The 12,024-nt window shown below is 66.0% G+C and carries 12 protein-coding genes and 1 pseudogene; 1 reads left to right on the top strand and 12 read right to left on the bottom strand.

Annotated features, from left to right (window positions below; genetic code table 11):
* The 4 genes and pseudogenes from B3T77_RS09345 to B3T77_RS09360 form a co-directional block, all read right to left on the bottom strand.
* Positions 1-195: pseudogene (locus tag B3T77_RS09345) on the bottom strand (rod shape-determining protein MreC); the annotation flags it as partial.
* A gap of 151 nt (positions 196-346) precedes the next feature.
* The gene (locus B3T77_RS09350) at positions 347-1,387 is read right to left on the bottom strand and encodes a rod shape-determining protein (protein WP_017504801.1); all 1,041 of its coding nucleotides are present in this window, start codon (positions 1,385-1,387) and stop codon (positions 347-349) included.
* A gap of 220 nt (positions 1,388-1,607) precedes the next feature.
* Complete coding sequence (locus B3T77_RS09355) at positions 1,608-2,063, bottom strand: hemerythrin domain-containing protein (RefSeq protein WP_292079024.1); 456 nt, start codon at positions 2,061-2,063, stop codon at positions 1,608-1,610.
* Positions 2,064-2,136: 73 nt separating this feature from the next.
* A complete protein-coding gene (locus B3T77_RS09360; protein WP_292079025.1) occupies positions 2,137-2,850 on the bottom strand; it encodes a TVP38/TMEM64 family protein in 714 nt (237 codons plus the stop codon).
* A 123-nt stretch (positions 2,851-2,973) separates the two neighbouring features.
* Between B3T77_RS09360 and B3T77_RS09365 the strand changes: the two genes are divergently transcribed.
* A complete protein-coding gene (locus B3T77_RS09365; protein WP_292079026.1) occupies positions 2,974-4,179 on the top strand; it encodes a pyridoxal phosphate-dependent aminotransferase in 1,206 nt (401 codons plus the stop codon).
* A 43-nt stretch (positions 4,180-4,222) separates the two neighbouring features.
* Here B3T77_RS09365 and B3T77_RS09370 read toward each other — a convergent pair whose 3' ends face one another.
* The 8 genes from B3T77_RS09370 to serS all read right to left on the bottom strand — a co-directional run bounded on the left by B3T77_RS09370 (position 4,223) and on the right by serS (position 11,862).
* Complete coding sequence (locus tag B3T77_RS09370; protein WP_292079027.1) at positions 4,223-4,498, bottom strand: hypothetical protein; 276 nt, start codon at positions 4,496-4,498, stop codon at positions 4,223-4,225.
* 87 nt (positions 4,499-4,585) lie between these two features.
* Positions 4,586-5,575, bottom strand: coding sequence for a protein translocase subunit SecF (gene secF / locus B3T77_RS09375; protein ID WP_242076657.1), 990 nt, complete (start codon positions 5,573-5,575; stop codon positions 4,586-4,588).
* Positions 5,575-7,167, bottom strand: a complete 1,593-nt coding sequence (secD, locus tag B3T77_RS09380) for a protein translocase subunit SecD (RefSeq protein ID WP_055804957.1) — start codon at positions 7,165-7,167, stop codon at positions 5,575-5,577. The genes secF and secD overlap by 1 nt, the downstream gene beginning before the upstream one ends.
* Positions 7,168-7,203: 36 nt before the next feature.
* Entirely contained in the window at positions 7,204-7,515 is a 312-nt protein-coding gene (yajC, locus tag B3T77_RS09385) for a preprotein translocase subunit YajC (protein WP_017504795.1), read from the bottom strand.
* A gap of 102 nt (positions 7,516-7,617) precedes the next feature.
* Positions 7,618-8,691, bottom strand: a complete 1,074-nt coding sequence (locus B3T77_RS09390; protein ID WP_292079039.1) for a peptidoglycan DD-metalloendopeptidase family protein — start codon at positions 8,689-8,691, stop codon at positions 7,618-7,620.
* A 198-nt stretch (positions 8,692-8,889) separates the two neighbouring features.
* Positions 8,890-9,534: a protein-L-isoaspartate(D-aspartate) O-methyltransferase gene (locus B3T77_RS09395; protein WP_045810751.1), complete on the bottom strand. Its 645-nt coding sequence runs from the start codon at positions 9,532-9,534 to the stop codon at positions 8,890-8,892.
* A gap of 133 nt (positions 9,535-9,667) precedes the next feature.
* Entirely contained in the window at positions 9,668-10,462 is a 795-nt protein-coding gene (gene surE / locus B3T77_RS09400) for a 5'/3'-nucleotidase SurE (protein ID WP_292079035.1), read from the bottom strand.
* A complete protein-coding gene (gene serS, locus B3T77_RS09405) occupies positions 10,462-11,862 on the bottom strand; it encodes a serine--tRNA ligase (RefSeq protein ID WP_292079037.1) in 1,401 nt (466 codons plus the stop codon). The genes surE and serS overlap by 1 nt, the downstream gene beginning before the upstream one ends.
* Positions 11,863-12,024 lie beyond the last annotated feature (162 nt).

Below are 12,024 nucleotides of genomic sequence, written 5' to 3' on the forward strand. Positions count from 1 at the left end.
CAAGACCCCGCCCACTGGCCCGGCCGCCGCTTCGAAACCGCCGCGCGCCGCGCCCATGGTCGAGCCGCCCTCGGACGTGGTCCGATCGCCCAGCAACAGGACGACCGCGCCGATGACGGCCACGACGACGACGACCGCGGCGGTCCACGCCAGCGGCACCTTGATGTTTTCAAAAGGGCCGTCGCGAAACGCCACGGGCGACCTTCCACTCAAAGGGGTTGGAATCGGCAGGACGCCCCCTGCCGCTGAGCCTGCCTATCGCAAAATCAAGGCCGGAATGGAACCGTGATCACGCAGGCCTGACAAGGATTTGCAGCCAAGCTTTCACCTGGCCGCAACGGACGGATCAGAGCGCGGAGTCGAGCACGCCCTTCATCCAGCGCGGGTGCTCCAGCACGCGGCCACAGCCGATGGCTACGCACGACAGCGGATCATCGGCGACCGAGACCGGCAGGCCGGTGTGATCGCGGATCTCGACGTCCAGACCGCGCAGCAGGGCGCCGCCGCCCGTCAGCATGATGCCCTTGTCGGCGATGTCGGCGGCCAGTTCAGGCGGGGTGGCTTCCAGCGCGACCTTCACGGCCTCGATGATCTGGGTGACCGGCTCGGCCAGGGCTTCCGCCGCCTGACGCTCCGAGATACGCACCTCGCGCGGCACGCCCTGCATCAGGTCGCGGCCCTTGACCTCGATCGACAGGCCTTCGCCGTCGGCCGGGATGCGGGCGGTGCCGATGTCCTTCTTGATGCGTTCGGCGGTCGTTTCGCCGATCAGCAGGTTATGGTTGCGGCGCATGTAGCTGATGATGCTGTCGTCCATCTTGTCGCCGCCGACGCGGACCGAACGCGAATAGACGATGCCCGACAGCGACAGGACGGCGACTTCCGTCGTGCCGCCGCCGATGTCGACGACCATCGAGCCGGTCGGCTCGTGGATCGGCAAGCCGGCGCCGATCGCGGCGGCCATGGGCTCGTCGATGAGGCCCACGCGACGCGCCGAGGCGTTCAGGCAGCTGTCATTGATCGCACGACGCTCGACCGCCGTGGCGCCCGAGGGCACGCAGACGATGATCTTGGGGTTCACGAAGCCCTTGCGGTTATGAACCTTGCGGATGAAGTGCTTGATCATCTCTTCGGCGACTTCGAAGTCGGCGATGACGCCGTCGCGCATGGGGCGGATCGCCTCCATGTGGCCCGGCGTGCGGCCCAGCATCTGCTTGGCCTCGATCCCCACGGCGTGAACGACTTTGCGCCCGCCGACGTTTCTCAGCGCCACGACCGACGGCTCGTTCAGGACGATGCCCTTGCCCTTCATGTAGATCAGGGTGTTGGCGGTGCCCAGGTCCATCGCGATGTCGTTGGAGATCGCGCCGAAAAGGGAGAAGCTCATGGGAATCGATACCGTTGTTAGCTGGCAGGGCGTCTAGATGTCTCAGTCGACCTGGCGACGCCCCAACTGCCCTGACATCCCCACGCCGGACAGTTCCTGATCGTCTTCGCCACGCCTACTATTGGCGGGTTTGCCCGGATGAAACCGGGAATACAAGCCCCGATGACAGTGTCGTCATATGCAGAGGGCTATCGAGGCGCGACGCCTGTGGACGCCGGCTTCAGGATGTCGGCCTGCCGTCGCGCTTCGGAACGACGGCCAGGGCGTCCGCCGCCTCCTTCGTGGGATACAGCGTGTCCTCCTCGCGGGCGACCCGATGCGCCAAGGCGCCGATCAACCCCTTGGTTACAGAGGCGAAACGCTCCCGATCCCTCAGAATGCGGGCCTGTGACCACTCTTCGAAATAGTGCGCCCAAACGCCGCTCAGAGCCCCCATGTCCTCAACATAGCGCTGCGCGAGGTCGCGAACCGAATGATCTTGGGACCGCATCAGTATGGGATAAAGTTCGCCATCCTCGATCGCGAGATGCTCGGTCAGAGCCGTATTCAGCGCACGCATCAGCTCACGGGCGCACATCGCATCGTCCGACGTTTTCATAATGGCGGCGGTCCCGCCCAGGGCGCTGGCCAGTCGAATGATCCGGCCGTGCTGCGTCTTCAGAATATGGACATCCATGGCGACGCCTCCAAAGCAACACCATGCAACCTCTGGATGAACGGAATCTAAATAGCAGGCTAAGCAAATCCCCTCATTCGCCGCGCGCGATCTCCCGCCGCTTCACCAGTTCACGCACCATCAGCATCAGCGCCAGCCAAACCAGCGCCACGCCAGCCAGTATGGCCGAGGTCCAGATGCCGTCACCGCTGACCGCCGTCATGAAGGATCCGCCGAAGAAGGCGACCAGCGCGGTCTTCGGCAATACGCCCAGCGCGCACCCCGCCAGAAAGCCCGGGAACGACGCCCTCGCCGCCCCGAACGCCATGTTCACGACGATGAACGGCGCCGACGGTACGTTGCGGATCATGAAGCTGGCGTAGAAGGCATTCTTGCCGACGAACCGCGTCAGCCGTCCGACCGTCTTGCCGCCGTGCCGCGCCAGCAGCCGCGCCGTGGGTCCGCGTCCCAGCCAGTAGGTCACGCCCGCCGACACGACCGTCGCGATCCAGCTGTAGAGGAAGCCGAACCACGGCCCGAACGCCACGACGCAGGCAGCGATCAGGATAAATTGCGGCGCGCCGAAGAAGGCCGAAATCGTGAACACCGCGATGGCGGCCACCAGCCCCCAGGGCCCCTGACGGAATCCGGCCAGCCAGTCTTCCAGCCGCCCTTCGGCCTCCAGCCCCAACTGGCTCTTGCCCACAGCGAACAGGGCGATCATCGCGCCCAGCAGCAGGGCCGTCGCCAGCACGGCGCGCCAGCGACGCGCCTCCATGTTCGACAGAAAATCGATGATCCAGCGCATCAGAGCCGCCGCTTATCATCCCATCTCTGCATTAGCGAGCATCAGCGCATTGTCCCGAGGGGCGACGCCGCGTACACAACCCCGCCTCCCCCGGCAAAAACTTCCAAAACCACGGGATAGTTCATGTCCAGCCTGCAATCTTCCGCCCTCGCCCGCGTCAAGCCCTCGGCCACCATCGCCGTCACCGCGCAGGCCCGGAAGCTTAAAGCCGAAGGCCGCGACGTGATCGGCCTGGGCGCCGGCGAGCCGGACTTTGATACGCCCGAAAACATCAAACAGGCCGCCATCGACGCGATCAACCGCGGCGAGACCAAATACACCGATGCCGACGGCATGCCCGAGTTGAAGGCGGCCATCGTCGCCAAGTTCAAGCGCGAGAACGATCTCGACTACACGGCCGCCAACGTCCACGTCGCGCCGGGCGGCAAGCCCGTCATCTTCAACGCCCTGGTCGCCACGCTGAACCCCGGCGACGAAGTCATCGTGCCCGCCCCCTATTGGGTCAGCTATCCTGATATGGTGCTGCTGGCCGGCGGCGAGCCCGTGACCGTGGTTGGCGAGGAGAAGGACGGCTTCAAGCTGCTGCCGGCCGTGCTGGAGGCCGCGATCACGCCCCGCACCCGCTGGCTGATCCTCAACAGCCCGTCGAACCCCACCGGCGCAGCCTACACCCGCGCCGAATTGGAAGCCCTGGCCGAGGTCCTGCGTCGCCACCCGCACGTCTGGGTGCTGACCGACGACATGTACGAGCACCTCGTCTATGGCGACTTCGAATACACCACCATCGCCCAGGTGGCCCCGGACCTGATCGACCGCACCTTGACGGTCAATGGCGTGTCTAAGGCCTATGCCATGACCGGCTGGCGCATCGGCTACGCCGGCGGGCCCAAGCCTCTGATCGACCTGATGCGCAAGGTGGCCAGCCAGACCACGTCCAACCCATCCAGCATCAGCCAGTGGGCGGCCGTCGAGGCGCTGAACGGCCCGCAGGACTTCATCCCTGAGCGCAAGGCCGCTTTCGAAAAGCGCCGCGATCTCGTCGTGTCGATGCTCAACCAGGCGGCCGGCATCACCTGCGCCACGCCCGAGGGCGCCTTCTACGTCTATCCGTCAATCGCTGGACTGATCGGCAAGACGACGGAGACAGGTGTCGCCATCGACGGCGATTCCACCTTTGCCGCCGAACTGCTGAACGCCGAGGGCGTCGCCGTTGTCCAGGGCGAGGCCTTCGGCCTCAGCCCCTATTTCCGCATCAGCTACGCCACCTCGGACGCCGTGCTGGAAGAAGCCTGCACCCGCATCCAGCGCTTTACGGCTTCGCTGCGCTGATCGACCCGGGGCGGAGGTTCAGGCCTCCGCCCGCCATCCGGCCCTACTTGCTGGGCTGCATATAGACCACGCGGCAATCGCCATCGATGGTGGTGTAGCGGTTGTTCGACGCATCGACGAACGAGATCCGGCCGCCGTCGTCATATTCGACCTTGCCAGTCGAGCGTCCCTTGAAGTTCTCCACTCCATAGGTCCAGCAGGTGATGTCCGCCGGCTTGTCGCCCCAGGTGGCGTCGTTGCGCGCCCGCTTGCTGTCGGTGCAGGCGGAAATTCCGCCGGTCAGGGTGAGGGCAACGGCGGTATAGACGAGCGCTTTCATAGGCTCAGCCTTGCACGGACGCCGTCCAAGGAAAAGGGCCGCCCCGGCGATGCCGGGACGGCCCAACTTTCGAAGATGGCGCTCGACCTATGGCCGGCTGGCCATGCCCAGCTTCACAGGCTTGGCTTCGTCAGCCAGGGCGCCGCGCTTGACGCCCCACAGAAGGATGATCGGCGCGCCGACATAGATCGACGAATAGGTGCCGATGATGATGCCGAACATCAGTGCGATGGAGAAGCCGAACAGGGCCTCGCCGCCGAAGATGGCCAGAGCCGCCAGCACCATGACGGCGGTCACGCCGGTGATGATGGTACGCGACAGGGTCTCGTTCAGCGACAGGTCGATCACGTCGCGCAGCGGCATGGTCTTGTACTTGCGCAGGTTCTCGCGAAGGCGGTCGAACACGACGACGGTGTCGTTCATCGAATATCCGATGACGGTCAGGACGGCGGCGACCATGTTTAGGCTGAACTCCAGCTTGAACAGCACGATCAGCCCGAACGTCAGGATCACGTCGTGCAGCAGACCGACCACGGCGCCGAACCCGAACTGCGGTTCGAACCGGAACCAGATGTAGAGGAACATCAGGCCGATCGCGACGCCCAGAGCCAAGAGGCCGGAGGTGAACAACTCGCCCGACACCTTGGAGCCGACGACGCTGACGCCCGAATAGTTGACCTGACCGACCGCGCCGCTGATGGCGCCCTCGACCTGATTGACCACCTGGGTCTGATCGCGGCCTTCCGGCACCTGGAAACGTAGAATGGCGGTCGAGCCGTCATCGACATTGGTGTCGCGGCGCGCGATGCCCTGAACCTGGACGTCGCCTAGGTTCAGGCCGTTCACGGCCTCGCGGACTCGATCCAACTCGATCGTCTGACCCGCCGGTTTGGACACTTCCATCGAGGCGCCGCCCCGGAAGTCGATGCCCATGTTCAGGCCGGGATAGAAGCAGGAGACGATCGCCGCGACGCACAGGATCACCGACAGAACGCCGGCGAACCGCGCATATTTGACGAAGTGGAAGTTCGTCTTCTGCGGCAGCAGTTTGATGAGGGGCCATCCACGCATCGCCATCACTCCGCGATCGGCAGTTTTTTGGGCTTGGCCGTCTTGAGCCAGTAGCCGAGCAGGACCTGGGCGACCAGGACCGACGAGAAGACCGAGGTGAACACACCGATGGTCAGGGTCCAGGCGAACCCGCGAACAGGGCCTTCGCCGAACACGAACATGATGCCCGCCGCGACCAGAGTGGTCAGGTTGGCGTCGATGATGGTGCCCATGGCCTTGTTGAAGCCGGCGTCCATAGAGGCGATGACGCTGCGGCCCGCCCGGGCCTCGTCACGCATACGCTCATAGATCAGCACGTTGGCGTCCACCGCGACCGCGAAGGTCAGGATCAGACCGGCAATGCCTGGCAAGGTCAGCGTCGCCTGGGTCAACGACATGGCCGCCACGATCAGCACGCCGTTCAGCACCAGGCCGACCACCGAAACGCCGCCGAACAGCAGGCCATAGGCCAGGATCATGAACAGTACGATGATGGCGAAGCCGACGGCGGTCGACAGGGCGCCTGCGGCGACCGCGTCCGCACCCAGTTCAGCCGTCACGGTGCGGCGCTCCTCGACGTTCAGCGGCGCCGGCAGGGCGCCCCCGTTCAGCAGGTTCACCAGCGTCGCCGCTTCTTGGATCGAGAAGTTGCCTGTGATCTGACCCGAGCCCGAGGTAATCGCGCTCTGGATCGTCGGGGCCGAAATGACCTTGCCGTCCAGGATGATGGCGAAGGGCTTCTGCAGATTGGCGGCGGTGGCTTCGCCGAACCGGCGGGCGCCGGCGCCGTCGAAGCGGAAGTCGATGGCCGGGCGGCCGCTCTGGTCCGAACCGACGCCGGCGCGGGTCAGGTTCTCGCCCGACACCAGCACGCGCTTCTTGACCAGATAGGGCGTGCCGTCCTCGCCTTGCAGCAGTTCGGAGTCGGGCGGCACACGGCCGGCCAGGGCGTCCTGAACCGAGTTCTCGACATCGACCATCTGGAAGGTCAGCTGCGCCGTCTGGCCGATGACTTCTTCCAGCTTGCTCGGATCGCTCTCGCCCGGCGCCTGGACCACGATCCGGTCGGCGCCCTGGCGGGTGATGGAGGGTTCGCGCGTGCCCAGGCTGTCGATCCGGCGGCGCACGACCTCGATCGACTGGTCCACGGCCGTCGCGCCCATGCCGTTCAGCGCGGCGTCGGTATAGGCGAAGCGGATGCGGTTATCGCCCAGGCGCGTCGCGGTGCGTTCCGCCTGGCCGCCCGGTCCGACCTGACCACCCAGCTGTTGCAGCGCCTTGAACGCGGCATCGCCCTGGGCCGGATTGGCCAGGGTGACGACCACGCCGCCGGCTTCACGCTGGAAGCCGTTGGTGGCGACGCCCGCACCGTTCAGCGTGACCCGAACGTCCTCGATCAGGTTGGTGACCCGCTTTTCGCGCATCGCCGGCACATCGACTTCCAGCAACAGATACGAACCGCCCTGAAGGTCCAGCCCCAGGTTCAGCTTGTTCTTGGGCATGAAGCCGGGCAGCGCTTCGCGCTGCTGATCCGACAACAGGTTCGGGAACGCCAGCAGACAGCCGAGAACGGCCGCGACGACGACGAGAATGACTTTCCAGCGCGACAGCTGAATCATGAGGGCGGTCCAGGTATCGGCGGATACGCGAGCGTATCAGGCCTTGGAATCGTTGGCGGCGATGGCGGTGCGGTTGCGCACCTCGGCGATCATGGCCTTGACCACGCGCACGTTGACGCTGGGGGCGATCTCGACGTTGACCTCGGCCTCTTCGACGCGGGTGACCTTGCCGATCATGCCGCTGCCCAGGACGACGGTGTCGCCACGCTTGACGGCGGCGATGGCGGTCGCGTGTTCCTTGGCGCGCTTCTGCTGCGGACGGATCAGCAGGAAGTAGAACAGGATGAAAATACCGATGATGGGCGCAAACCCGATCAACTGCGCCGTCAAGCCGCCTTCAGCGCCCATGGGTCGTCTCCGAACATAGAAGGGTAGCCCTCGTCGGCCCCCCATTAAAACGAGGCGCGGAACCTAGGGCCGCGCCTCGCAGATTGCAACGCGGCGAAAGCGCTACCTGGGCAACACTGTCAAAGGATCGACGGCGACCGGATCGTCGCCGCGCATCTGACGGGTCTCGAAGTGGATCGAGGGGCGTCCGTCGCCGGCCGTCAGACCCACGGTGCCGATCTGCTGGCCCGCGCGCACGTCGTCGCCGTCCTTGACCGTCGCCGAACCCAGATGGCCATAGACCGTGCGCCAGCCGTTGGCGTGCACGATCAGCACCGTCAGCCCCTGCCCTACCAGATCGCTGCCGACATAGGCCACGCGCCCGGCCGCAGAGGCGCTGACCGTCGCGCCGGCCGAGGCGCCGATGTTGATGCCGTTGTTCCGCTCGCCCATGCCGACCGGGCCGAAACGCCGCACGATGTCGCCGCGCACTGGCCACAGCAGGTTCGGCTGAGCGGCAGCGGCGCCGGCGTTTGTCTGTTCGACAGGTCGCGTCTGGACCGGCAGGGCCGCATTGCCCGAGGGCGGCGGCGGGGGCGGCGGCACGGCGCCGTTGTTGGGCACGAGCACGCCGACGGGCGAGGCGCCGGTCGCGTAAGGATCGCGGCCGGTATCCACCGCCGCTTCAGGCAGGATGATTCGCTGGCCCGTCGTGATCGCCCCGCGTGGCCCCAGGCCGTTCAGATCGATCAGCGTCTGAACCGGCGTCTGGAAGCGGCGTCCCACGCCTGAGATCGTGTCGCCCGGTTGGATCACATACGCCGCGCCCGGGCGCACCGGGGCCGACGATGACGGATAGGACGGCGTGTAGGCGGGCGGCTGCGACGCCGGAGGCTGATAGGTCGGTTGGCTCGGACCGACGTTGACCGTCGGCGGCAAGGCTCCGCCGTCCACCTGCCCGATCGGCGCGGTCGCGGGCGGCGGCGATTCATAGGGGGCCGGCCGATAGGGCTGGTTCGAATTCTGACCGGCGTTCGGATAGACCGGCTGCTGCGGATAGGCGCCCTGCCCCGGACCGTAAACTGGAGCCGGGTTCGCATGCGTCGAATAACGCGGCTCCGAAGGATAGCTGATGCAGGCCGCCGTGCTCAACGCCGCCCCCGCGACCAGAACCGCTCTCATCCAGCCCGAAATCATCGCCACCGGCTGCTCCCATTCGTGGTTAAACTCGCCCGCCCGGTGTGCCCGCTCGCGCCCCATAAGCCAACCCCGCAAACCGCACGGAATTGGGGCGCGAAGGTTAACGGGCAGAGCCAGGGGCGATTAGTGAGTGGTGATTCGTGAGCAGTCGCCCTCTGGCTCCCTAGTCACCACTCACTATTCACGACTCACCCGTCACCCCTCCTTCGCCGTCCCCTCGACCAGGGGCACGAAACGCACTTCCGTCAGACTTTCGCGGTGGAACGACCCGTCGCCCTGTCCGACGTAGCGATGCAGCATCTGCACCGACGTGCGTCCCACAGGCGCGACCAGCACCCCGTTCGGCTTCAGCTGTTTCAGCAGTTCGGTCGGCTCGGTCGGCGACGCGGCCGTGACCATGATCCGGTCGAACGGCGCCTGTTCGGCCCAACCCAAGCCGCCGTCGCCGTGCTTGGTGATGACGTTCTCGATCTTTAGCACCCGCAGTCGCGCTTCGGCCTCGACCAGAAGGCTGCGATACCGCTCCACCGAATAGACATAGCGCGCCAGTCGGCTCAGCACCGCGCACTGATACCCGCTGCCGGTGCCGATTTCCAACACCCGGTGGCGCGCCTGCACCTCCAGCGCCTGGGTCATCAGGCCGACGATATAGGGCTGGCTGATCGTTTGGGCGCAGTCGATCGGCAGGGCCTGATCCTCCCACGCCTGATCCAGAAACTTCTCGTGCACGAAGACCGCGCGGTCGATGCTCTCCATCGCCTTCAGCACGCGCGGGTCCGTGACCCCCTGCTGCCGCAGCGACAGGATCAGCCGCCCGGCCCGGTCGTCATGCAGGTTCAAGAGATCCTCCCCCGTTCTTCACGGGGGAGGGGGACCATCCGAAGGATGGTGGAGGGGGCGAACCAAAGACCGGTGTCCGGGGTTGCCCCCTCCGCCGCTTCGCGGTCCCCCTCCCCCGCTGCGCGGTGGAGGATCATGCGGCGCGATCCGTCTTTTTCGGCGGGGCCCCGCCCAGCACCTTCTTCAGGTCATGCACGCTGGTCATGTGCGTCAGGTCGATATGCAGCGGCGTGACCGAGATCCGTCCCTCCTCGATCGCGCGCAGGTCCGTGCCCTCGGCATGCTCCTGCTTTTCACCCCGGAAGCTCATCCAGTAATAGTCCCGTCCGCGCAGGTCGGTGCGCCGCACCGCGTGCATCTCGCCCACATTGCGGAAGCCCTGGGTCGTCACCTCGACTTGATCGACGGCTTCGGGCGGCCGGTTGGGGAAGTTCAGGTTCATCACGACCCCGTTCGCCCATTTCTGGTCCAGCAGGCGACTGATGATCGCCGGGGCGAAGGCTTCCGCCGTCTCCCAGTGCGCCACCACCTCGTCGTGAAACCGCTCCAGGCTCTGGCTCAGGGCGATGGAGCGGATGCCGAACGCCATCCCCTGCAAGGCGCCCGCCACTGTGCCTGAATAGCTGACGTCCTCGCCGATATTGTGCCCGCGATTGACGCCCGACAGCACCAGATCAGGCTTCTCCGGCATCAGATCGTTGACCGCCAGCACGACGCAGTCGGTCGGCGTGCCCGTCACCGCGAACCGCTTCTCGCCCAGGTTCAGTACCCGCAGCGGCTCGGTCAGGGTGATCCCCCGCCCCTTGCCCGACTGTTCGACGGCGGGCGCGCACACCCACACGTCGTCGCTCAGCGTGCGCGCGATCCGCTCGAGGCATTCCAGACCTTCGGCCTCGATGCCGTCGTCGTTGGTCAGAAGAATACGCATCAGCCGCCCACGAACTGCAGACCGCCCATATAGGGCTGCAACACCGCCGGCACGGCGATCTGCCCGTCGTCCTGCTGATAGTTTTCCATGATCGCCACCAGCGTCCGGCCGACCGCCAGCCCCGAGCCGTTCAGCGTATGGACGAACTCGGTCTTCTTCTCGCCGGCGCGCTTGAACCGCGCGTCCATGCGCCGCGCCTGGAAGTCTCCGCAGTTCGAACAGCTGCTGATCTCGCGATAGGTTCCCTGGCTGGGCAGCCAGACCTCCAGGTCGAAGGTCTTCTGCGCCGAAAAGCCCATGTCGCCCTTGCACAGCAGCATCCGCCGGAACGGCAGCTCCAGCGCCTTCAGCACCGCCTCCGCACAGGCCGTCATACGCTCGTGCTCGGCGTCGGAGTCTTCCGGCCGTGTGATCGACACCATCTCGACCTTGGAGAATTGGTGCTGCCGGATCAGCCCGCGCGTATCGCGCCCCGCCGACCCGGCCTCGGCCCTGAAGCACGGCGTCAACGCCGTCATCCGTATCGGCGTGGTGAGGTCGTCCTCAGACAGGATGGTCTCGCGCACCAGATTGGTCAGGGAGACTTCGGCGGTGGGGATGAGCCAATGATGAGTGCGATTTCTCAGCTGCTCGAGGATAAATTCCAGCTGCCCTTGCACGACGCCAAGATTGTCGCTGCTGCCTTGAGGCGCAGCTTTCAGCCAAACATCTTCTTCAATCACACTCGAGGCATTGAATAGGTCATCGGCAAACTTCGGCAACTGCCCCGTGCCGAACATAGCCTCATCCCGCACCAGATACGGCGGGTTCACTTCCAGATAGCCGTGCTGGTCCGTCTGCATATCGAGCATGAACTGGCCCACGGCCCGTTCCAGCCGCGCCAGTTGCCCCTTCAGCACCGCGAACCGGGCGCCCGACATCTTCGCCGCCGCCTCGAAGTCCAGCATCCCCAGGGCCTCGCCCAGGTCGGCGTGGTCCTTGGCCGGACCTGTGCGACGCGGCTCGCCCCAGGTTGAGACCTCGACATTGCCCGCCTCGTCCTCGCCGTCCGGCACATCCTCGGCCGCCAGGTTCTTCTGCGCCGCCAGCAGGTCGCGCAGCTCCTTGCCGACGCGGGCCTCGACCTCGGCCGCCGCCGCGATATCGCCTTTCATCGCCTCGACCTCGGCCTTCAGCCGGTCGGCCTCGGCCATGTCCTTGCGCCCCATCGCAGCGCCGATCAGCTTGGAGGCCGCATTGCGCTTGGCCAGGGCGTCCTGCCCCGTCGTCTGGGCGTGACGCAGTTCGCCATCCAGCCGCAGGATGTCCGCCACCAGCCCGTCGGCCTCGTCCACCCCGCGCGACGACCAGCCCGCCACGTAAACCTGGGGGTTCTCGCGAATGGCTCTGATGTCGTGCATGGTCTGAAACTTCGGCTGGGCGGGAGAAGCCGAACGCTCTACCCGCCCACGCGGAATCGGGCAACGCGAGAAGCTCGCACGACCGTCTCCTCCCCACTTGTGGGGAGGGGGACCGCGAAGCGGTGGAGGGGCTCTTGAACTCCCACAGACGCCTGCGATGCG

The organism is Brevundimonas sp. UBA7838, from assembly GCF_002500885.1.
Taxonomy (GTDB): domain Bacteria; phylum Pseudomonadota; class Alphaproteobacteria; order Caulobacterales; family Caulobacteraceae; genus Brevundimonas; species Brevundimonas vesicularis_C.